The sequence below is a fragment of the Acinetobacter sp. YH12120 genome (assembly GCF_013418795.1).
Taxonomy (GTDB): domain Bacteria; phylum Pseudomonadota; class Gammaproteobacteria; order Pseudomonadales; family Moraxellaceae; genus Acinetobacter; species Acinetobacter towneri.
On record NZ_VPBI01000020.1, the window covers coordinates 21,419 to 43,828 of the forward strand.

Annotated in this window: 22 protein-coding genes and 1 tRNA gene; 15 read left to right on the forward strand and 8 right to left on the reverse strand. The window is 40.3% G+C overall.

Annotation, left to right across the window (positions count from 1 at the left end; all coding sequences use genetic code 11):
* Nucleotides 1–141: 141 nt before the first annotated feature.
* Nucleotides 142–789 carry an HAD-IB family phosphatase gene (locus FTU58_RS11480; protein WP_180062453.1) on the reverse strand — a complete coding sequence of 216 codons (648 nt, stop codon included), beginning with the start codon at nucleotides 787–789 and terminating at the stop codon, nucleotides 142–144.
* Nucleotides 756–1,961, reverse strand: a complete 1,206-nt coding sequence (locus FTU58_RS11485; protein ID WP_179989574.1) for a DUF1615 family protein — start codon at nucleotides 1,959–1,961, stop codon at nucleotides 756–758. The genes FTU58_RS11480 and FTU58_RS11485 overlap by 34 nt, the downstream gene beginning before the upstream one ends.
* Before the next feature lie 83 nt (nucleotides 1,962–2,044).
* Between FTU58_RS11485 and dusB the strand changes: the two genes are divergently transcribed.
* Nucleotides 2,045–3,070 carry a tRNA dihydrouridine synthase DusB gene (dusB, locus tag FTU58_RS11490; RefSeq protein WP_004973043.1) on the forward strand — a complete coding sequence of 342 codons (1,026 nt, stop codon included), beginning with the start codon at nucleotides 2,045–2,047 and terminating at the stop codon, nucleotides 3,068–3,070.
* Between the two features lie 42 nt (nucleotides 3,071–3,112).
* On the opposite strand, the gene FTU58_RS11495 is transcribed toward dusB, so the two are convergent.
* Entirely contained in the window at nucleotides 3,113–4,159 is a 1,047-nt protein-coding gene (locus FTU58_RS11495) for a nitronate monooxygenase family protein (protein ID WP_180062454.1), read from the reverse strand.
* A 159-nt stretch (nucleotides 4,160–4,318) separates the two neighbouring features.
* Between FTU58_RS11495 and FTU58_RS11500 the strand changes: the two genes are divergently transcribed.
* Complete coding sequence (locus tag FTU58_RS11500; protein ID WP_180062455.1) at nucleotides 4,319–4,822, forward strand: hypothetical protein; 504 nt, start codon at nucleotides 4,319–4,321, stop codon at nucleotides 4,820–4,822.
* Between the two features lie 403 nt (nucleotides 4,823–5,225).
* Here FTU58_RS11500 and FTU58_RS11505 read toward each other — a convergent pair whose 3' ends face one another.
* Nucleotides 5,226–5,570, reverse strand: a complete 345-nt coding sequence (locus FTU58_RS11505) for a hypothetical protein (protein WP_004973048.1) — start codon at nucleotides 5,568–5,570, stop codon at nucleotides 5,226–5,228.
* Between the two features lie 251 nt (nucleotides 5,571–5,821).
* On the opposite strand from FTU58_RS11505, the gene FTU58_RS11510 reads away from it, so the two are divergent.
* Nucleotides 5,822–6,040, forward strand: a complete 219-nt coding sequence (locus FTU58_RS11510) for a DUF1653 domain-containing protein (protein ID WP_004973051.1) — start codon at nucleotides 5,822–5,824, stop codon at nucleotides 6,038–6,040.
* 87 nt (nucleotides 6,041–6,127) lie between these two features.
* On the opposite strand, the gene FTU58_RS11515 is transcribed toward FTU58_RS11510, so the two are convergent.
* The 3 genes from FTU58_RS11515 to ahpC all read right to left on the reverse strand — a co-directional run bounded on the left by FTU58_RS11515 (nucleotide 6,128) and on the right by ahpC (nucleotide 7,810).
* A complete protein-coding gene (locus FTU58_RS11515; RefSeq protein WP_004973053.1) occupies nucleotides 6,128–6,334 on the reverse strand; it encodes a hypothetical protein in 207 nt (68 codons plus the stop codon).
* Nucleotides 6,335–6,583: 249 nt separating this feature from the next.
* Nucleotides 6,584–6,901: a hypothetical protein gene (locus tag FTU58_RS11520; RefSeq protein ID WP_225530638.1), complete on the reverse strand. Its 318-nt coding sequence runs from the start codon at nucleotides 6,899–6,901 to the stop codon at nucleotides 6,584–6,586.
* Nucleotides 6,902–7,246: 345 nt separating this feature from the next.
* Entirely contained in the window at nucleotides 7,247–7,810 is a 564-nt protein-coding gene (gene ahpC, locus FTU58_RS11525; RefSeq protein ID WP_004973058.1) for an alkyl hydroperoxide reductase subunit C, read from the reverse strand.
* A 375-nt stretch (nucleotides 7,811–8,185) separates the two neighbouring features.
* Between ahpC and FTU58_RS11530 the strand changes: the two genes are divergently transcribed.
* From FTU58_RS11530 to FTU58_RS11585, 12 genes are all read left to right on the forward strand, one after another.
* Nucleotides 8,186–12,145, forward strand: coding sequence for a DUF3418 domain-containing protein (locus tag FTU58_RS11530; protein WP_180062456.1), 3,960 nt, complete (start codon nucleotides 8,186–8,188; stop codon nucleotides 12,143–12,145).
* Nucleotides 12,146–12,175: 30 nt separating this feature from the next.
* Complete coding sequence (locus FTU58_RS11535; protein ID WP_154320667.1) at nucleotides 12,176–13,288, forward strand: beta-ketoacyl-ACP synthase III; 1,113 nt, start codon at nucleotides 12,176–12,178, stop codon at nucleotides 13,286–13,288.
* A gap of 199 nt (nucleotides 13,289–13,487) precedes the next feature.
* The gene (gene cysS / locus FTU58_RS11540; protein WP_180062457.1) at nucleotides 13,488–14,909 is read left to right on the forward strand and encodes a cysteine--tRNA ligase; all 1,422 of its coding nucleotides are present in this window, start codon (nucleotides 13,488–13,490) and stop codon (nucleotides 14,907–14,909) included.
* 65 nt (nucleotides 14,910–14,974) lie between these two features.
* Nucleotides 14,975–15,050: transfer RNA gene (locus FTU58_RS11545), tRNA-Gly, on the forward strand.
* Nucleotides 15,051–15,453: 403 nt separating this feature from the next.
* Nucleotides 15,454–16,431 carry a KpsF/GutQ family sugar-phosphate isomerase gene (locus FTU58_RS11550; protein WP_180062459.1) on the forward strand — a complete coding sequence of 326 codons (978 nt, stop codon included), beginning with the start codon at nucleotides 15,454–15,456 and terminating at the stop codon, nucleotides 16,429–16,431.
* Between the two features lie 3 nt (nucleotides 16,432–16,434).
* Nucleotides 16,435–16,974 carry an HAD family hydrolase gene (locus FTU58_RS11555; RefSeq protein ID WP_004973069.1) on the forward strand — a complete coding sequence of 180 codons (540 nt, stop codon included), beginning with the start codon at nucleotides 16,435–16,437 and terminating at the stop codon, nucleotides 16,972–16,974.
* 40 nt (nucleotides 16,975–17,014) lie between these two features.
* On the forward strand, nucleotides 17,015–17,557 hold the full coding sequence (gene lptC / locus FTU58_RS11560) for an LPS export ABC transporter periplasmic protein LptC (RefSeq protein ID WP_004973071.1): 543 nt from the start codon (nucleotides 17,015–17,017) through the stop codon (nucleotides 17,555–17,557).
* Nucleotides 17,547–18,113 carry a lipopolysaccharide transport periplasmic protein LptA gene (gene lptA / locus FTU58_RS11565; RefSeq protein ID WP_004973072.1) on the forward strand — a complete coding sequence of 189 codons (567 nt, stop codon included), beginning with the start codon at nucleotides 17,547–17,549 and terminating at the stop codon, nucleotides 18,111–18,113. The genes lptC and lptA overlap by 11 nt, the downstream gene beginning before the upstream one ends.
* Complete coding sequence (gene lptB, locus FTU58_RS11570; protein WP_004973074.1) at nucleotides 18,113–18,880, forward strand: LPS export ABC transporter ATP-binding protein; 768 nt, start codon at nucleotides 18,113–18,115, stop codon at nucleotides 18,878–18,880. Before lptA ends, lptB begins: the two co-directional genes overlap by 1 nt.
* A 222-nt stretch (nucleotides 18,881–19,102) precedes the next feature.
* On the forward strand, nucleotides 19,103–19,702 hold the full coding sequence (locus FTU58_RS11575; RefSeq protein ID WP_179993764.1) for a YigZ family protein: 600 nt from the start codon (nucleotides 19,103–19,105) through the stop codon (nucleotides 19,700–19,702).
* Nucleotides 19,695–20,321 (forward strand): DapH/DapD/GlmU-related protein, encoded by a 627-nt coding sequence (locus FTU58_RS11580; RefSeq protein ID WP_004973079.1) that lies wholly within the window; start codon nucleotides 19,695–19,697, stop codon nucleotides 20,319–20,321. The genes FTU58_RS11575 and FTU58_RS11580 overlap by 8 nt, the downstream gene beginning before the upstream one ends.
* Before the next feature lie 126 nt (nucleotides 20,322–20,447).
* Nucleotides 20,448–21,290, forward strand: coding sequence for a universal stress protein (locus FTU58_RS11585; RefSeq protein WP_154320670.1), 843 nt, complete (start codon nucleotides 20,448–20,450; stop codon nucleotides 21,288–21,290).
* A gap of 180 nt (nucleotides 21,291–21,470) precedes the next feature.
* Here the strand turns inward: FTU58_RS11585 and FTU58_RS11590 are convergent, their stop codons facing one another.
* Nucleotides 21,471–22,136: an O-methyltransferase gene (locus tag FTU58_RS11590; RefSeq protein WP_004973089.1), complete on the reverse strand. Its 666-nt coding sequence runs from the start codon at nucleotides 22,134–22,136 to the stop codon at nucleotides 21,471–21,473.
* Nucleotides 22,137–22,410 lie beyond the last annotated feature (274 nt).

Below are 22,410 nucleotides of genomic sequence, written 5' to 3' on the forward strand. Positions count from 1 at the left end.
TCAGCTATTTTATTAAGAGAAAACTCTATTTTTATTTTCTATTCTGGGTATAAAAAAGTAATCACCATAGGCGGCATCCGCTACATGTAACTTAAAAAACCCACAATTCAAATTGTGGTTTTATTATATCATTCATCAAAATCAAGCCAGTTTTTTATAAGTTACAATTTCTGGCAATGAATGATCACTACCCACCATATAAGAATAAGTCGCTAAACTCAGCATGGCATCATCTTCATCACTATTACCATACGCATAAATAGCTGCATAATTTTCTAAATCATATTGTTCTAAAATCCGTATTTTCTTTTGTTCCCGACTACAATCAGGTGTTGAATATTGCCCTGTGAATTGTAGATTTTTAATTTCTGTTTCAGTACAAAGCAAATCGACATTTAACTGCTGACAAATATATTGCAAATAAATATCCACACTGGCAGAAACAATCACCACATCATCACCATTGAATTGATGCTGTTTTAATTGTTGTAACAGTTGTGGGTTAAGGTCATGCATTAAATCTACTGCGTAACGCTGTGCAAGTGCTAATATTTCAGCTGTATTTGCATCTTTAAACATAGCATTAAACAATTTAGGGCGCATGGCATGTGCAGGATAAACTTTTAAATAGTAAGCCTGAATCCAAGGCAAGATTTTAAGTCCTTGCTTAAAAATATGCCGCTTAGATAAAGCATAGAAAATAAACCCTGTAAAACTGTCTTTGCTGCACAGGGTCCCATCAAAATCAAATAGGGCTAGATTTTTATATTTTTGGCTTTTTGCATGCATGTTTTATAACGTCCATTGACTCGCGTAGCAAACCAATTGGTGTTGTAATCTCGACTCAGTTTAGGCCCTGAAATGACCACTTGCGGCATCATGGCATAAAATGGCTCTTTGCCCGTTTGCGCTTTATAGAGTTTCGTGACCGCCAAATAAGTTGCAGTGTCTTCAAATTTCTTTTCTTTTTCTTTTTTTAGGTCTGCACGAATTTGTCGTGGGGTGACTAGAATATTATGTTTGGAAAAAACAGCAATTAATTCGCGTTCTGATTCACTCTTTGCATTACGCACACCACCATCTTTAGTGTAAAGCAGCAAATCACCATCTAAATCTAATTCTGCTTCGGTTAAATCATTCAGCATACTTTGGAATGCTGCATTGCGGCTCGAATACATGCCAGAGTTATAATCAGCAAAGCGGTATAGCGGTTGATCGTAATCGGCAGGGTACATCATTAAACGATGAATCCCGTAATATAATCCGCCATATTGAGTGTATAGATCGCTGCGTAACTCTGCGATGTTGCCGCTTTGACGTTTATGCTCTTTGGCATAGCTAATATGCACTTGCATCGAGCCTAAAGTGGTAATTGGATTAAGTTTTTCGCCAATATTTTGTCCAAACAGTTTGGCAGCACCTGTTAGTGCAGATACGTGATAATGTTTGGCCATATAGTCAAAAATTTCACGATACAATTCATCTAATTCACGTTCGGTTTTCACACGACGCATTTGGCTTAAATAGTTATCTTCAGGGCTAGGATGGTTTTTTAGTACATCCTGAAAATAGCCTGCAACCGTACCGCCAATCGCTTCGCCCAGTTTATCTTTAAATTTCTCATCCAAACGGTCTTGCACTTCTTTAACTGCTTTTTCACCCAGACCATAGACTTGAGGGTCGGCTACAAAGTTGGATTCCTGATCCACGACGGCAATGATGGTACACATATTTTCTTTGGTTTGTGGAATGCCCAATTGCTCTGAAATATCGTAAATATCTTTTGCCCAAGCACTACGCTCGCTGACCCGATTTGGAATGAGTTTGCGGATTTGTTCTGCTTCAAGGGTAGGCTCATTGTCCTTAGACCACCATGCGCTATCTCCACAGGCAGCCAAGCTTAATGATAAAGCAAGCACGCTGAAGGGTTTCATCAAAGAAGTGAATACAGTGTCTTTCATAGATAGGGAAAACTCGTTCCAAATGGATGAGCCCAAAGGGCAGATGCAGTATACTATGCCAATCGTTAAAGTTAAGAATATATATGTATATTGGTCCCTATCAACTGTCAAATAATTTGATCGTTGCCCCGATGGCAGGCGTCACAGATAGACCCTTTCGCTCACTGTGCAAGTACTTTGGTGCAGGGCATGCGGTCAGTGAAATGATGACCTCTGACAAAACTTTGCGCATGAGTAAAAAGAGTTTGTATCGTGCCAACTTTGATGGGGAACTTGCACCAATTTCTGCACAAATTGCAGGTTCAGACCCGCATGATTTGGCCGAAGCCGCACGTTATCAAGTCGCCAATGGTGCACAAATTGTTGATATCAATATGGGATGTCCTGCCAAAAAAGTCTGCAATAAGTTGGCTGGTTCGGCTTTATTGCAAGATGAAGATTTGGTGGCACGCATTTTAGATACTGTGGTTGCCGCGGTGAATGTGCCTGTGACACTGAAAACTCGCTTAGGTTTTTTGAATGGGCAGGAAAATATTTTACGGGTTGCCAAACGCGCAGAACAAGCAGGCATTGCTGCATTGGCATTGCATGGGCGTACCCGTGAAGATATGTATTTAAACCGTGCACGCTATTCACTGATTAAAGAAGTGAAAAGCATGCTCAATATTCCTGTGATTGCCAATGGTGATATTGATAGTCCTGAAAAAGCCAAATATGTCTTGGACTATACAGGCGCAGATGCGATTATGATTGGACGTGCTGCGCAAGGACGTCCGTGGATTTTTCGGGAAATCGCACATTATTTAGCAACAGGTGAGCTGTTAGCAGCACCGAGCATTGCAGAAGTTCAAAAAGTATTACTTGGACATTTAGCTGAGCTGTATGAATTTTATGGTGAATATTCAGGTTGTCGTATTTCACGTAAACATATTGCTTGGTACACCAAAGGTTTACGTTCAAGTAATGAATTCCGTCAAAGTATGTATCAAGTAGAAAGTACTGCAGAACAATATAAAGTGGTGGAAGATTACTTTAATCAGCTACTTGCGCATGGTGAAATCATGAGTGATGTGCAGGTTGAAGCGGTGAACTTATTAGATACAAAATAAAAACCCAACCGTGATACACAGTTGAGTTTTTCGTACGTAAACTTAGCGTGCGTGAATCATTTCCAAAACCAACTGATTAATTAAATCTGCGGCTTCTAATTCACGAATTTGACTGACATTACTCCCTGCCCAAAAAGGTGCATAACCTTGCTCGCCTTGTGTTACGGCGGCTGCATGCAACTGTTTTGCAAGATCATACGTATATGGATAGGTGGGCACGGTTAAACGATTTGGTGTATCTACCTGTGTATGCCAATGATTAATTAAACCACGGGCAGGACGTCCAGAGATGCTGTCGGTAATTTGAGTAATGTTTTGCTGAAATAAAGCTTGTCGATAAGCTGGATTGGCATTGGAACTTTTACATTGCACGAAAGCTGTACCCAGCTGTACCGCAGAAGCGCCCAATTTCAGCATTAACTGTGCTTGCTGACCATTCATAATGCCACCTGCGGCAACCACTGGCAGGGTACAATGTTCACGAATCAGTTGTACTAAATCGCTGGTTTTAATTGCACTATCAAAAGTTTGGTTAAAGATACCCCGATGTCCACCTGCCTCAATGCCTTGGGCGATAATGACATCAATTCCCGCTGCTTCAATGGCTTGAGCTTCGGCTAAGTTGGTTGCTGAAACCATAGTAATGATTCCTGCATCTTTTAAAGCCTGAATTTGATGCGCATGCGGAATCCCGAAGTGAAAACTGACGGCTTGTGGTTTAGTTTCTAGTACAAGATCTAAATATCCATCATGGTCTTTAAAACTTGGATAAATACAATTTAGTTGACTCGGTGCAGTTGCGCCATAGCGTTCAAAGATTGGCTGAAAATGTGCAATCCACGCTTGTGCAGCGACTTCATCTAGTGGACTTGATTCATGGCAAAAGAAATTGACCTGAAATGGAAAATCAGTCAGTTCTTGAGTGCGTAAAATTTGCTCACGTGCAGCATCTACCGTGTTTGCACCTAAACCGAGTGAGCCAAAACCACCTTGATTAGAAACCTCGGCTGCAAGTTCGGGAGTAGAAACGCCAGCCATTGGAGCAAGAAAAATAGGATGCTTTATATTCAGTTGTTCTGATAAGGTCATATTATTTACTCCATGTTTTTATCTACTTTGCCCAACTCTAGATAGATTGGCAAATCATATCCGTCATTTCCTTATGAAATATTAAGATGAGCGATATCATTAAATTTGCAGATGCTTTCAGGCATAATAAGCCTGATGTATGAATTGATGAGTAAATTAATGAAGCCTTTCGTTTATGGTGGTTTGCTTGTGGTGTGTGGATTAAGTGCGTGTAGCAATCCACAGCAAACTCAAGTAAAAATTGATCCAAAGCAATATCAGGTTCAGGATGCGACTGCATTACAACAGCGTATAGATGCTTTAAATGTCAAATTGGCGCAAGACTTCAAACAATTTAAACAAGTCGAAAATATCGCATTTGCGCATCAATTCCCTTTAGATGTAAATAACTTACAAACTTTGAATCAGCATTTGGTCGCCAGTACTGCTTTAAAGCCGACTAAAATTGCTTATTGCGATATGATGAATGGTTATTTTGCTGAGTTATATCGCTTAGGACATAACAATCTAGATTTTCTTAAAGATGTAAAATTACCGCGTGCAGAGCAGGAAAATTTTGCCAATGCAGAATCTTATTATGATTTTATTTTGAATCGTTACACCAGTTACCGCCAAGTACAACAGACCATGGGCTATGGTTGTAATTTAAAAGCGGCGTTATAGTTGCGGCAGGATTTAGGTTTACTAGGGTCTGTTGATATTTCATAAATGGCTTGCGCTGTAGGCTAAAACTGAGCAGATTAGGCATGAAACGCAGGGAATAACGGGTTTATTTTCAAGTTTTATAACGCAATCTGTGAAAGTTTTAGCCACATGAGCAAAAACAAAGCACTGCTTTGTTTGCTGCGCAAGGGTACAAGCATATTTTTTGCTGCTATTACGTTATGTGCCAGTCATTTAGAATGAGTAAATTTCCTGTCCCATGCCTTATATCAGCTAAAAAACCTTGCGAGATATATCTCTCATGTCGCAAACATAGACGAATTGTCAACAGACCCTAATTAAATCGTGCTGAATAAAAAACTCCTGAGAACTTGCTCAGGAGTTTTTGTTTTATACAATCAAATTATTGTTGTGCTTTTTCTTTCACATTTGCAGCACCTTGTTCAACCGCACCTGCAGTCGCAGCAGTTGCATCTTTAGCAGCTTGTACAGTCGCATCAGCTGCGTTTTCTGTTGCTGTTGCAACATTGTGTGCAGCATTTTCAGTTGCTTGCGCTGCGTTATCTACCGCAGTTGCTGTAGCAGTAGCAGCTTCATGTGTTGCATCTTTGGCATCATGTGCAGCTTGAGCCGCAGCGTTTTCTAAGTGTTCACCCGTAGTTGCCCCTGTTTCTGGTGCTTTTTCTTTTGCACAACCTACAAGTGCTACAGTGGCAGCAAGACCTAAAGCAATAAGAAGTTTATTCATTATCATGTTTCCTTTTTTTACATCCACTTAAGATGGGATAATGCGAATATAACCAAAAAACAATCAATTTGAAGCTTAAAATTGTTCAAATAATGTAATGGGTTTAGATATTTTTTTGTTGTGTAGATTAGAACGATAAATTAGAGAAAAATATGCCGATGCGATTCATTTTTTCTGATAAGGTGAAATCTTAAGAATGGTTACAGTTTTTATTGTACAGTAATGCCATTCTGTAAGATTGGGATTGTAAAATGCTTAAAAAAGGGATTTATCAACATTATAAAGGGCAATTGTATCAAGTGCTGCATGTGGCTACACACAGTGAAACCCAAGAGAAATTGGTGGTTTATCAATGCTTATATGGCGATTATTCTATTTGGGCCAGACCGCTTGATATGTTCACGGAGAGTATTACTTTGGATGATGACCGTGAACAGGAACGCTTTAAATTGATTCAAGAAGTGTATTAATATTTGAAGTTATTTACCTATTTAAAACGATCCAATCTATTTTTAGATTGGATCGTTATGTGGATGCTCAAAGTTTAATAAAATCAATTATTGAATGGAAATACGGTTAAAGCTTAAATCGTATGCTAAATATTTACTCACAAAAGCTGCTTTATCACTGCGTCTTAATAAGTTGTCATAAATAAATTGTGGTACAGGATGGAATAAATCCCCAGAGCCATTTTCGTAAAATATTTTTAAATAACGTGAAGATGCACTGTATGTCCAGGATGTCACGGCAAGTGTTTTACCCATAAGCAACTCCTTTATTTTTTATATTATTTTTCACAGAATAAATCTGCTTATTTTGAACATAAGTGAAGTGCTTGCTAAAAAGTATTACAGAATTGTAACTTTTGAATATAAGTTTTTTGCGCAACCTAAACGTGCCAAAAACGACAAAACTATTATGAAGCGAAATAAAACACCACATTTAGGATGTGGTGTTTATGCTTTGCACATGAATAGTCATTCATTTAAATAAAATGATTGAAAGACTAGATTTTATAGATGACGACATTGATCTTCTTTGTCACCAGAAACACGGTTTGTGCCGCCAGTCGGTTTTACGCGGTTATCTTCACATTCTAAATTGCCATTCACGCGGTTATTTTTTACAACGATTGAGCCTGAATTATCTTTAAGTTGAATATTGCCATTTACACGGTTTGACGTGAGTTGGATGTTACGCCCATCTTCGAGTTGGATATTGCCATCAATGCGGTTGGCATGTGCATTAACCTGACTAAAGTTTCCTTTAGATTCTAAATTGCCATCAATCGTACTATTTTTAATTGCCGTATGTGAGTTGGAATGCAACATTAGGTTGCCCTTAATAGTCACATGATCAAGAACACATTGTTTATGCACTTTGACATTATCATCAATAGTTCGATTTTTAATGCTGCCATTACAGTTGAAATCAGCTAAAGCTGGCACTGAAAATGCTATTAATGTTGAAAGTAAAAATAATTTTTTCATAGAACAGCCCTCAAAAATAAATCTCACAACTGTTACCGGTACAGATTCGATTGTAGTGTTGTAATGTTTTTACATTTTCTATTCTAGAGATGAAATATGAATAAATAAGGTAGAAAAGGGTGATGTTCTGATTAAAAAAAACCACGCAAAATATGCGTGGTTTTTTTGAGTGGTTTAATCTAAAACTTAGATTTTACCTACTAGGTCGATAGATGGGGCTAAAGTTGCATCACCTTCTTTCCATTTAGCTGGGCATACTTCACCTGGGTGAGCGTGAACGTATTGAGCTGCTTTAACTTTACGAAGAAGTTCTTGAGCATCACGGCCAATACCGCCAGCATTGATTTCGATGATTTGGATTTTACCTTCTGGATCAATTACGAAAGTACCACGGTCAGCAAGACCAGCAGATTCGATTAATACTTCGAAGTTTTTAGAAAGCGTCCAAGTTGGGTCGCCAACCATTACGTATTGGATTTTTTTGATTTCTTCTGAAGAATCGTGCCAAGCTTTGTGCGTGAAGTGAGTGTCAGTAGAAACTGCATAGATTTCAACGCCTAATTTTTGGAATTCTGCGTAGTTGTCTGCAAGGTCACCAAGCTCAGTTGGGCAAACGAAAGTGAAGTCAGCAGGGTAGAAGAATACTACAGACCATTTGCCTTTAAGATCAGCTTCAGTTACTTCAATGAATTGACCGTTGTGGTATGCATTTGCTTTAAATGGTTTAACTTCAGTATTAATTAAGCTCATCATTGTCTCCATGATTAAGGTTTGTATTTCGTTGGCAATAGAGTATCTAATTTTGTTTTATTGCTGAAATGGTATTTTTACATTACTAGCATCGGAAAAACAAATGAGTATGTAAAAAGCGTACACTTTCATCACAGTATTATTGAGTCTTTATTAGGCCTCAAAATGATGATGATTGCATGACAACCTATTTTTCAGGTTCAAATACAACCCATTTCAAGCAATTGGTGAACATACATCTATATGGGGATGCTATTTTGAAATTCAAGGGGGGATTTAAAACTTTTTAAATACGCATTCTAAATCACTGTTCTTTCGCTTAAAGGCATTACAGCGTAAAATACGCGTTTGTGTTTTGGTTAGGAAGCGTATTCTGTGCAGAGTCATTTAAATGTAGACCACCTCGTTTTGGCGCGTGATCGTCATCGTTTAAATCGACTACGAAAAGGCAAAGATGCCAATCCAAAGCAATATCAGGAATTATTTGAAAAATCTAATTTAAAAGTGTTGGAGCGTGCACAGCGCATTCCCAACATTAAGTTGAATCAAGATTTACCTGTGACTCAATCTGCCGAACAGTTGATTACTGCAATTCAGCAACATCAGGTCATTATTGTGGCGGGTGAAACAGGTTCAGGGAAAACTACACAGTTACCACAAATTGCAATGTTGGCAGGTCGTGGTTTAACGGGGTTAATTGGTCATACTCAGCCACGACGTCTTGCTGCGCGTAGTGTATCGCAGCGTATTGCCGAAGAAGTTGGCGAAAAGTTAGGTGAGTCCATCAGCTTTAAAGTTCGTTTTAATGAACAGGGTTCGCAAGATTCAATTGTCCGTTTAATGACCGATGGTATTTTGTTAGCAGAGCTTGCCAATGATCGTTATTTAAATAAATACGACACCATTATTATAGATGAAGCGCATGAGCGTTCTTTAAATATTGACTTCATTATGGGCTATTTAAAGCAACTTTTGCCACGTCGCCCTGATTTAAAAGTCATCATCACTTCTGCAACTTTAGATGTGCAGCGTTTTAGTAACTATTTTAACGGCGCACCTATTTTTGAGGTCGAAGGTCGAAGCTATCCTGTCGAAGTACGTTATCGTCCAATTTCTGAATTAAGCATTGGTGGTAGTGATGATGATGAGTTTGATGACTTTGAAGAAAACTTGCCACGCGCAGTGGTGCAAGCGGTAGAAGAATGCTTTGCCGATGCACAGGAAAAAGGTCATCCTGAACATGCCGATATTCTAATTTTTGCCAGTACTGAACAGGAAATTCGGGAGCTGCAAGAAACCTTGCATAAGCATGGACCGCGTCATACTGAAATTTTACCGTTGTATGCGCGTTTGGCTTTGGCGGAACAACAAAAAATCTTTAATCCTTCAGGTGGTGGTCGTCGCATTATTATTGCCACCAACGTCGCTGAAACCGCACTCACTGTACCCAATATCCGCTATGTGATTGATAGCGGTTTTGCACGTATTTCACGTTATAACTATCGCTCACGGGTGCAGCGTTTACCGATTGAAGCAGTATCTCAGGCAGCAGCGAATCAGCGTAAAGGACGTTGTGGTCGTATTGCGCCAGGCGTTTGTATTCGCCTGTATTCAGAAGAAGATTTTTTAAGTCGCCTAGAGTTTACTGAACCTGAAATTAAACGCACCAACTTGGCATCGGTCATTTTACAAATGCAAAGTTTGGGCTTGGGTACGCTCGAAGATTTTGATTTTATTGAGCCGCCAGATCATCGTTTAGTCAATGATGGTCGTAAGCTGTTGATTGAACTGGGTGCGATGATTGAGAAGGGTAAAGCCCCTCTTTTAGACGGAATGAGCAGCTCTGCGACGCAAAAGGGAGACAATCATCCGAATAATTCCACTAAATCCACCGCTAATAAAGGCGAGCTTCAAGGCAGCAGCTTAACCAAAATTGGTCAGCAAATGGCAAAAATGCCGATTGATCCACGATTGGCACGTATGATTTTAGGCGGTGCACATTTTGGGGTGTTAAATGAAGTCCTGATTATTGTAGCGGCATTGGCGGTACAAGACCCGCGTGAACGTCCTGCAGACAAACAAATGCAAGCCGATCAAAAACATGCACTGTTCCGTGAAGCAGATTCTGACTTTTTATTCTATTTAAAACTGTGGGAAACTTTACACGAAAACCGTGATGGCATGAGTGAAAACAAACGTCGTACTTTTGCCCGTCAGCATTTTTTAAGTTGGTTGCGTTTACGTGAATGGAAGAAAACTCATGAACAATTGGTGGATTTGGCGCGTGGCTTAAAACTGTCGTTTAATGAGAAAAAAGCCAGTTATGAAAATCTGCATCGGGCGTTATTAACAGGGTTGCTTTCTTTTATTGCCAATAAAACCGATGAGCGCAATGTGTTTATGGCAGTACGCCAACAAAAAGCACGAATTTTCCCTGCATCGACTTTGCATAAAACCAATACACCGTGGGTCATGGCATTTGAGATGGTAGAAACTTCGCAAGTGTATCTACGCACCTTGGCAAAAATTGAACCTGAATGGATTTTATTGGCTGCACGTGATTTGCTGAAGCATCACTATTTTGAACCACATTGGTCTAAAAAAGCAGGCGTGGTGAATGCCTATGATCAGATTTCGCTGTTTGGTCTAATTATCGAGCCGAAACGTCCTGTCAATTACGAAAAGGTCGATCAGGAAGCCGCCCATGAAATATTCTTACGTGATGCTTTAACCACAGGCAACTTGGGCATTACCCCACCATTTTTAAAACACAACCTGCTTAAACTGGAAGAAGTGGAACGGGTTGAAGATAAATTACGTCGTCGTGATTTAGTGGTTGATGAAGAAACTATTTATCAATTTTATGCCGCCAAAGTACCTGCAGAAGTTGCAAGCCGTCGTTCCTTTGAAGATTGGCGTGCCACAGTAGAGCCGCAAAATCCACGTTATTTATTTGTGGAAGATGATGCACTTTGGCTGAATGATCGTCCGACCACGCAGCAATTTCCTGACTATTTGCGTAATGGTGAGCTGCGCTTGGCGGCCAGTTACCGTTTTGACCCCAGCCATGATGAAGATGGCGCAACCGTTAAAATTCCAGTGCAAGCGTTGGCACAGGTCGATGAAAATATCTGGTCGTGGGGTGTTCTGGGTTGGCGTGAAAATTTAATTGAAGCCTTGCTCAAGACTTTGCCTAAAGATAAGCGTCGTCATTTGGTGCCTATTCCAGACACAGCTCGAAAGTTGCTACAACGTGTTGATGCGGTAAATTTACGCGAGCACATTTTTAGCTTTTTGGCATTCCAGTTACGCGCAGAGCACATCACCGAAAAAGACTTTAGCTTTGAGCGGGTAGATGCGTATTTATTGCCGTTCATTAAAGTGCTAGATGAAAAAGGGCGGGTGATTGAGCAAGGTCGTGATTTATCTGAATTAAAAGCGCGTTGCCATACCGAAACGCATAGTCCTGTAAAGCAGGTGCACGGAGAATTTCAAACTTTTCCTGAACGATTTGTATTTGAAGCTTCGCAAAAAGTTACGGGCGTAGTGGTTAAGCAATATCAGGCGTTGGTACCAAGCAAAACATTTGCAGAGCTTTTACCAAAAGATGAATCGGGTGTGGTGATTCAAACCTTTAATGATCAGAGTGAGGCGATTCGTCAGCACCGTGAAGGCGTGATTCGTTTGCTATATGTGCAATTGGGTGATTTATCACGCCAATTGAAAAAACAAATTGATAAACCCTTGGCTTTGGCGTATTCGCCTTTGGGTGATAAAGCTCAACTTGAGCAAATGTTGATCTATGCAACATTGCAAAGCATTATTGGTGACTTACCAGTCAACTTGGAAGAGTTTCAAAAGTTGCAGCTTGAGGTAAAAAAGACTTTCCTCAGTCATGGTCAAACCACGCTGCGTATCTTTAATGAAATTTATATTGCATGGCAAGACATCCGCCGTCAGCTTCTTATGCTTGATGAAGCAGTTTTTGCTAAAAATATGGATGATATAGAAGATCAGCTGGACTTAATGCATCTGGCAGACTTTGTGTATAGCAAGCCTGTAGAGGTGTGGAGCGAATATCCGCGCTATTTGAAAGCGTTGTTATTACGTTTAGACCGCTTACCCAATAACTTGCAAAGAGACGATGCTGCCATCGCCCAAATTGACCCTTGGATGGACAAATTGTTTAAACACAAACAAGATGCCCGACTCAAGGAATTGTACTTTATGGTGGAAGAATTACGCATATCGCTGTTCTCTCAACCCATGAAAACCAAAATGCCAATTTCTGCAACTCGGCTGCAAAAAGTATGGGAAAAGCTCGGAATCAGTTAAGATATTAGTAATTTCTAGAAGGAGTTTTACATGGGCATTCGCATTATAGGTACTGGTCTTTATCACCCAGAAGATGTTATTACCAATGAAGAGTTGGTCGAAAGTTTAAATGCTTATGTGGAACAGTATAATCAGCTCAATGCTGACAAAATTGCAGCAGGTGAGCTTGAAGAACGTCGTGGCTCAAGTGCTGACTTTATCGAAAAAGCCTCTGGGGTAAAACGCCGTTACGTGTCAGAAAAAACAGGTATTCTGGACATTAACCGTTTACGTCCAAATTTGCGTGAACGCGGGGATGATGAAATTTCGCTACAAGCAGAATGGGGTGTAATTGCTGCAAAACAAGCCATGCAAAATGCAGGCGTGACCGCAGAAGATATTGATGTGGTGATTTTGTCTTGCTCAAACTTGCAGCGTGCTTATCCTGCGGTGGCGATTGAAATTCAAACTGCGCTTGGTATTCAAGGTTATGCCTATGACATGAACGTGGCATGTTCTGCTGCGACTTTCGGCATTAAGCAAGCGCATGATGCGATTAAAGCAGGTGCGCGCCGCGTACTGTTGGTGAATGTCGAAATTACCTCAGGTCATAACGATTTCCGTTCACGTGACTGCCACTTTATTTTTGGTGATGTAGCAACCGCTTCAATTTTGGAAGACACTGAAACCAAAGCAGGTTTCGAAATTTTGGACATGAACCTGTTTACTCAGTTCTCGAATAATATCCGTAATAATTTCGGTTTTTTAAACTTAAGTGAAAATGCAGATATTGACGATAAACGCTTCCATCAAGATGGTCGTAAAGTCTTTAAAGAAGTTTGCCCCTTAGTTGCCAAAATGATTACTGCGCAATTAGAAAAGAATCAGATTGCGCCAACCGAGGTGAAGCGTTTCTGGTTGCACCAAGCCAATGCCAGCATGAACGAACTCATTTTGAAATTGGTGGTTGGTAAAGAAGCAGCACAACCAGGTTTAGTACCTATTATTTTAGATGAGTTTGCCAATACTTCTTCGGCAGGGGTAATTATCGCTTTACACCGTACTGCACACGAAGTCGAAAACGGTGAATATGGTGTCTTGTGTTCATTTGGCGCAGGCTATTCAGTTGGCGCGATTTTGGTACAAAAACGTGATGCTGCATAAGCTTTGCCAAACCGTATAAGATCAGCAAACGCCTAAGTACAGGTATTAAAAAGTTCCTTCTCCTTCGGGAGAAGGCTTGGATCATCCGCGATATTCTCTTTACACAGACACATACAGAATAAAAACATCGAAAAACTTTATGAAAAATAATGCTTAGGTTAAGATGGAGCATCTTTTAATAGACCTATTTTGAAAACCTATGCAACCATTTGTTCTATATAACTCAGAGCAACGAAAAAAAGTTGAATTTGTTCCGCGTAAAGAAGGACATATCGACATGTATGTCTGTGGCATGACGGTTTATGATTACTGTCATATCGGGCATGCGCGGGTTATGGTTGCATTTGACTACATCATTCGCTTTTTGCGCAGTCAAGGTTGGAATGTGAAATATGTCCGCAACATTACCGACATTGACGACAAAATTATTAAACGTGCCAATGAAAATGGCGAGAGCATTCAAGCTTTAACAAATCGTTTTATTCAAGCCATGAATGAAGATGCGGCAAACTTAGGCTGTGTTGAACCTGATGCTGCACCACGTGCCACTGAATATATTGATCAAATGCAAAATATGATTGGTAATTTGGTCAATAAAGGCACAGCTTATCCAGCAAGTAATGGCGATGTTTATTTTCAGGTTGAAAAATTTGACAAATATGGCCGTCTTTCAGGTCGCAAGCTAGAAGACATGCAGGCGGGCGCGTCTGAGCGTGTTGATGTTGAAGTCGACAAAAAGCATCCATTTGACTTTGTTTTGTGGAAACATGCCAAAGAAAATGAACCATCTTGGGCTTCGCCGTGGGGCAATGGACGTCCGGGTTGGCACATTGAATGTTCTGCGATGTCGACTTGCTGCTTAGGTAATCATTTTGATATTCATGGTGGTGGTTCAGACTTAATGTTCCCACACCATGAAAATGAAATTGCCCAGTCTGAAGCATCAACAGGTGAGCAGTATGTAAATTACTGGATGCACGTTGGCTTTATTAATGTCGATGGCGAAAAAATGTCGAAGTCATTGGGTAACTTCTTCACCATTCGTGATGTGATGGAAAAATTCCATCCTGAAGTGATCCGCTACTTTATTGTGTCATCGCATTATCGTAGCCCTGTAAACTTCTCCGATGTAGCACTCAAAGAAGCCAAAACCGCATTATCACGTTTCTATCACTCATTTAAAGCTTATCAACAAGCGTACGGTACGCAAACAGTTGAGCAGTTAGATGAGGCTTTGGTGGAACGTTTTAATGCCGCAATGCGAGACGACTTTAATACAGCCGAAGCAATTGCAGTTCTGTTTGAAGTCAATAAAGAGCTGAACCGTTCAGTAAAAGAGCAGCAGACAGATCAGGCGGCGGTGTACTATTCGACTTTGCGTCATTTGACCAATATTTTAGGTTTGGTGCAGCATGATGTTGACGAATTCCTGAAGTCTGATATTGGTCAGGACGCTTTAGGTTTATCTGAACAAGCCATTGCAGACTTCATTCAGCAACGTCAGGATGCCAAAAAAGCCAAAGATTTCGCCCGTGCTGATGAAATTCGTCAGTCTTTGCTCGATCAAGGTGTGGTCTTGGAAGATACCCGTCAAGGTACAGTATGGCGTCGTGCTGATTAATTGAGCACTTGGGAGCATAGAGAGTTGACAGTTGTATGAAATTCTTTATAATTCACTTCCATATTGCGGGAATAGCTCAGTTGGTAGAGCACAACCTTGCCAAGGTTGGGGTCGCGAGTTCGAGTCTCGTTTCCCGCTCCAAAATTTTAAAAAACGCTTATCGAAAGATAAGCGTTTTTTTATGGCTGTTTGTTACAGCTTGCTTGCAGTCAGCTTTATAGATGGGTTTGATCCATAATTTTTAGAGCATTTTCGTTGAAATATGCTTCTGAGCTAGTTCTATCTTTAGCTTTATCTGCAACTTTGAATCAATAAAATAAATAGCCTAAGCTCAAATATGATTGTTTTTCATTTGAAACTCGAGTCAAAAAGCGAGTTAATTAAAACAGCATACAAAAATGCGTTAAAACAAAAAACACACGCAGAATCAAAGTGTAGAATTGCATAGATATGCTAAAATTGCGAAAATTAAATGTGCTTCAATAAATCACTTTTATTGAGGTGTAGAAAATACTCAATTTAAGTTGAACGTTGAATGCCAAACATGTTAAATACCATTGATTTCCAATCTGTAGCCTTAGACACTTTAAGAATAGAAGAACAAGCATTACAAGTCTTGGCGACGCAAATTGATCAGCGTTTTAGCCGTGCCTGCGAAATCATGTTGCATTGCAAAGGGCGTGTTGTGGTCACAGGTATGGGAAAATCAGGTCATATTGGTCGTAAAATGGCTGCGACGTTTGCCTCTACAGGCACGCCGTCTTTCTTTATGCACCCGGGTGAAGCAGGGCATGGTGATTTGGGAATGTTGGTACGGGGTGATGTTTTAATTGCCATTTCCAACTCCGGCAAAAGTGATGAAATTATGATGTTGATGCCACTCATCAAACATCTGGAAGTTCCTCTAATCACAATTAGCGGTGATGATCGCGGGCCGATGCCACAAAATGCTGATGTCGCTTTAACATTAGGCAATATTCAGGAAGCTTGTCCACTTGGTTTAGCACCAACCTCAAGTACGACTGCAACCTTGGCATTAGGTGATGCATTGGCTGTAGCGTTACTTGATGCACGTGGTTTTACTGCCGATGATTTTGCTCGTTCACATCCTGCAGGCGCTTTGGGTAAGCGCCTGTTATTGCATGTGAAACATTTGATGCATACCGGTACAGAATTACCTAAAGTTGCACCAGATACACCAATGAACAAAGTGTTATACGAAATTTCAAACAAACGTCTAGGTTTAACCACAATTGTCGATGAAAATGACGTCTTGTTAGGCATTTTCACCGATGGTGATTTACGACGTTTAATTGATAAACAACAGGGCTTTGATGTGAATTTACAAGTTGGGCAAGTGATGACTCAACATCCTGCAACGATTTCACAAGAAGCACGTGCAGTTGAAGCTTTAGAACAATTACGTGACCGTAAAATCAATCAGTTTGTGGTGGTGGATGATGCCAATAAAGTCATTGGTGTGATCAGTATGCATGACTTGATTCAAGCAGGGGTAAACTAAACAATGGCATCTTATATTTTATTAGAGCAAGCGCGTCATATTGAAGCTTTGGTTTTAGATGTCGATGGAATTCTAAGTGATGGTTTTGTCACCTTAACCAACAGCGGTGATGAAATTAAATCATTCGATATTCGTGATGGTTTAGGTATGAAACTGGTGCAACAAGCAGGTGTTAAAGTCATTATCATCACGGGTCGTAAAAGTAATATTGTCGAAAAACGCATGTCCGATTTAGGTGTAGATTTGGTCTACCAAGGACGTGAAGATAAAGGCACTGCATTGCAGGAAGCCTGTGCCAAGTTAGGTTTATCACCTGCAGATTGTCTCTATATGGGCGATGACTGGCCTGATCTTTCAGCGTTTTCGATTGCAGGGATGAAAGTCACAGTGCCAAATGGACATATTGAAGTGCGTCGTCGTGCCGATTTAGTCACACAGGCCATGGGTGGGCGCGGTGCGGTACGTGAAATCTGCGATATGATTTTAACCGCCAAAGGTGTGTACCAAAGCTTACTTGAAAAATATCTCAGCATCCCTCATTAATTAAGTCATACATTCAAAGGTTTGAGTTACAGCCCCACTTATGGATACTAAAGTTTTATACGTTACTGCGATTGCAATTGCAGCTGTAAGTGGTGGTTATTACTATTACAGCGGTAAAGGCAAAAAACTGGAAACTGACGCTGCTCGCTCTATGACTTATAGTGCAGAGCAAATTCATCTGACCCAAACAGATGAGCAGGGCAATTTATATGTGCGTGCGCAAATTGACCGTTTAGAGCAAGACATGCAGCAAAAAACCTCTAAGCTGGAAAATTTGAATGCCTCTATGTATAAAGCGGGCGCGGTGGATGCCACTTTTTTTGCTAAACAGGCACAAGGTTTTAATGACAATGAAAAGGTTGTGTTGTCAGATCAAGTGCTAGCAACCAAGTTACTCGCTCAAGGCAAACTGACGCTTGAAACAGTCGAGTTGAATGTGTTTCCTAAAACACGTGAAATCAGTACCGAAAAACAAGTGACTGTACAATCTCCACAGGCTGATTTTATCAGTCAGGGCTTAAAAGCCAATTTAAATGACGGGCAATACGAATTTTTTAATATTCGAGGAAAGTATGAACCATAAATCTAAGCTTACAGCTCCTAAAGCGTTGATAAAACAAGCAGCACTTGTGGGCTTGGCGGTGCTTTCATCGGCAGGTGCATGGGCAATTCCGTCAGACCGCAGTCAGCCTATTACTTTATTGGCAGACCGTGCGACCTTTAGTGAACGTACTGGCGTCACCACTTATACAGGCAATGTGGTGATTGAACAGGGCACCATGAAACTGCAGGCAGATTCGATTGTTGCTAATCTGAACAGCAAAAAAGAAATTAGTGTCATTACGGCAACGGGCAGACCTGCGCAATTCCAGCAAAAGACTGATCCAGCCAAAGGGCTTGCCAAAGGTCAGGCGCAAAAGATTGTTTACAATGCTGAAACAGGCATTATCACCTTAACGGGTGGCGCACTTTTAGAGCAAGATGGAGCCAGTATTCGTGGTAATACCTTGCGTTATAGTATGAACAAAGGCGATGTTGAAGCGATTGGTACACCGAACAAAACTGGTTCTGAAGCGGGTCGTGTAAAAATTGTGATTCCACCATCAAGTTCAAAATCATTCCCGGGAGCGCGTGATTAATGGATCAAACGAGCGCAGCACAGGACAGCGTCCAGCACGGTCAGCAGACTTTGTGTATTAAGCATTTAGCCAAAAACTATAATAAGCGCTGGGTGGTTAAAGACGTTTCATTTGAAATGAAAAGTGGTGAAATTGTCGGGTTACTTGGGCCGAACGGTGCGGGTAAAACCACCAGTTTCTACATGGTTGTGGGTTTGGTGCGTATGGATAAAGGCGAAATCCATTTAGATCAACTGGATTTATCTGACCTTGCCATGCATGAACGTGCGCGTAAGGGGATTGGTTATTTACCGCAAGAAGCCTCTATTTTCAGAAAGCTGACCATCGCTGAAAATATTATGGCTATTTTAGAAACCCGCAAAGATTTAAATAAACAGCAACGTCAGCAGCGTTTATCAGAATTGCTGGCAGATTTTAAAATCACGCATATTAAAGATTCATTAGGGATGAGTGTGTCGGGTGGCGAACGCCGTCGTGCAGAAATTGCCCGTGCTTTGGCAGCAGACCCTAAATTTATGTTGTTAGATGAGCCTTTTGCAGGGGTCGATCCTATTTCTGTCGGTGATATTAAAGATATCATTCGTACCTTAAAAGATCGTGACATTGGCGTATTAATTACCGACCATAACGTCCGTGATACTTTAGCCATTTGTGAACGTGCTTATATTGTTAGCGAAGGTTCAGTCATTGCAGAGGGTACACCGCAAGAAATTCTGGAAAATGAAATTGTGCGTGAAGTTTATTTGGGTGAAGACTTTTTTGTTTAAAGCTTGAATGTTCTAACCGTTATTGGTTTTCGTATGCTTACTGCATAAGTTGTAGAACAGAAAGTCGTGTAAACATTATTTAACCTTCTATACCTTTGAGGATAGAAGGTTTTTTCATGGTGGTTATCAGTCCAAATAAGCTATAACTCTAAATACGTTAGAGCGCTAAACACGTTATAATTATCAAGTTTTTATTTAACTGGTTGATTGATCTGGAGTGTTATGCCATTTACCATTGCTGCGCCCATCACTTTTGAAGAAGAAATTAAAAAAAGTCGATTTCAGGCAATTGCTGTGCCTGTAGATAATGAGCAAGCGGTAAAAACTTTTTTGGAACAGCAGCGTGATCCATCTACCACACATCAATGTTGGGCATGGAAAATCGGGCATCAATTACGTTTTAATGATGATGGCGAACCTTCAGGTACGGCAGGACGTCCTATTTTAGCCACGATTGAAGGCAATGAGTTGACTAATGTTTTGGTGTTGGTGAATCGTTGGTACGGCGGCATTAAATTGGGCACAGGCGGCTTGGTACGTGCCTATGGGGGATGTGCAGGGCAATGTTTGGCTCTAGCAGAAAAAATAGAACTGATTGAAAAAAAGACCGTGCAATTTTCCTGTCATTTTAATGAGTGGGCAATTTTACAATACGAGCTAAATAGTCAGCAGATTGAGTACAGCGAAGACTACACCGCCGAAGGCGTGTTGGTAAAGGCATTCATGCAAGTCGATCAAATAGACCCTTTAAAACTAAAATTACAAGATATTAGCCGTGGGCGTGAACAACTCAAAATCCTTGAGGATGATCAAGATGACTGAAGCAAATTCACCTGATCCATTATCGAAGTACCGTGAGCAGCATAAACACCGTTTAAACTACATGCCGTGGTTATATTGGTCATTAAAACCTAAACATCGTGCTTGGGCAGAAGCTTGGCAGCAGGAATATCAAGCTTATTTAATGGCAATGGAAACGGTAGAGATTGGCAAAAACTGTTTTATTTCACCATTGGCACATATTTTTGCAGAACCAGGACGTAAAATCAGTATTGGCGATAATACCTTTATTGCAGCCGATTGTACTTTGCATGGCCCTTTAGAAATTGGCAATGAAGTCGCGATTAATCACCACTGTATTTTAGATGGTGGCAGAGTTGGAATTAAGCTTCATGATCAGGTGCGTATCGCAGCATATTGTCATTTATATGCATTTGATCATGGCATGGCTTTGGATCAGCCCATTTATCAGCAAGCGGTGCGTTCACAGGGCATTGAAGTTGGTAAGGATGTTTGGTTAGGTGCGCATGTTGGTGTTAAAGATGGGGTGAAGATTGCGGCACATGCAGTCGTTGGTATGAATAGCATGGTCACCAAAGATGTTCAGGAGCGGGAAATTGTGGTAGGAAACCCTGCCAAATTGATTCGTTATCGTGAGTAAATACGATGCAGCAAGGCTAAATCTTTAAACTTCATTACATTTTTTCATGTCCCTGCAACACGAGTTGTGTTAAGTTAAAAATAACAACTAAAAAATAGCCTGCAAAAGGCAGTAAGAGAGGCAATAATGAAACGTGTAATTGCTTGTATTGATTCTTCGCCTTGTATTAATGCGCTTGCTGAAGCTGCTGCGTGGATTGCAACACAAACTCAACGTGAATTGGTGTTATTACAAGTTTTGGATTATTACCCCGCCAGTTATCATTTGGGGGAAATTAGTGGCGTGATTGGTTTTGAAAGTAATGCGATGTTACTCAAAGAATTAGCTGAGTTGGAACAAAAACAAAGTGAATTAGCACTCGACTATAGCAACAATTTATTGCAGCACATTTCCAATATGATTCAGGAAAAATATGAAATTGTACCTACTCAAATTCAAGAAAAAGGCGATTTTCTAGAACAAAGCTTCAGTGTGTTGAATGAAGACGATATTGTGGTGATTGGACGCGTGGGCGAAAAATCTGCTGAACGCAATAAGGCTTTAGGGAGTAATGTCGAAAACTTTATTCGTGGTGCAAATTGTACCGTGATGACTGTGGGAGAGCATTTTAAAGCACCAACCCGCTTTATTTTTGCTTATGAATATTCCCCAACTTGCATCAAAATGATGAAGCGAATTGCACAAAGTGATTTGCTTAAATTACTGCAATGTCATTTGCTTTATGTGGGCGATCATCCTGAAGTTTTAAATGAACCTGCAGATTTTTTAACAGCAGCGGGTTTAGATGTGGTGGTTGAATATCGTTATGGTGATGTAGCTGAAAATATTTTAGATTATCAACGTGAACATGGTATCCAGTTGATTGTACTAGGGGCATTTAGCCACAGTAAAATTCATCAATTTTTCTTGGGAAGCATTACCACCAATATTTTCCGTAACTCAACTGTTCCTTTGTTGGTGGCAAAGTAAAAATCGTAAATGATTCAAAAAAGATCATTTCAAAAGATTGTTTAGTTGAACTGATGTAAATGCTTGCTGACTGTCCATGGTTATCCGCATAATTTGTGGATAACTGTATGGACAGTATATGTAACATTATAATATATAATGTAAAATTGCTTTAGGTCGTTTTTTAACCTTGTGTGGACTTTACTTTACAATCGCTAAAGCAAAGCCATCATGTCCTTTGCTGCCTACAGTTTGTAATGCTGTGCACGATAAAATTCGCGAATGATTTTGCATGGCTTTGAACATGTCACGAATCCCTTCAATGCTTGGTTTGTGATTGTCAGGATTTAAAATTTCCCCTGCACGAATTACATTGTCTAAAAAGATAATTGTACCTGAGCGTGAAAGTTTAAGACTCAGTTCCAAATATTCAGGATAGCTTTGTTTGTCGGCATCAATAAAAATAAAATCAAAAGCTTCAGTATCTTCTGGCAGAGCTTTTAGAATTTCTGCAGCACGACCAACTTTTAATTCAACCTTTTGTTTTAATTGAGCGCGGTCAATATTTTCCTGTCCCAAAGCTGCATGGGTATCACGTCCTTCAATCGTGAGTATATAACCATCTTCAGGCAGCGCACGTGCTAGCCACATTGTGCTATAAGCTGCGAATGTGCCCAATTCCAACACACGTTTGCATTGATTCATTTGAATGAGCATTTGTAGCAACATGCCCTGATTTGCCGCAACTGCAAGGTGATCTGGAAAACCTTTGGCATCGGTATTTTCTAAAGTTTGCGTCAAAATTGGGTCTTCGGGAATTAAATGTGATTCGATATAGTGATCGATATCCGTCCACATTTGTTGCATAGCGTGCTCACCTTTGTTGCGATGTGTGCATTGTAAACTTTTCTGCTCAGAGTGCAATTTATTCGCGGAATGGAGCCGGTGATAATCTATTTCGCAATAAAAAAAGAGGTCAATTTGACCTCTTTAGGATTTAATTCTAAACAACACTGAACCGTACCGGGTTTGTCGGAGACTTTTTTATTTAAGTTAGGCCACCTGACCTAACGGGTTAATCTTATCATAGTACATTGCTTCAAACTCAAAAGGTGATACATAACCCAGTGCACTGTGTACA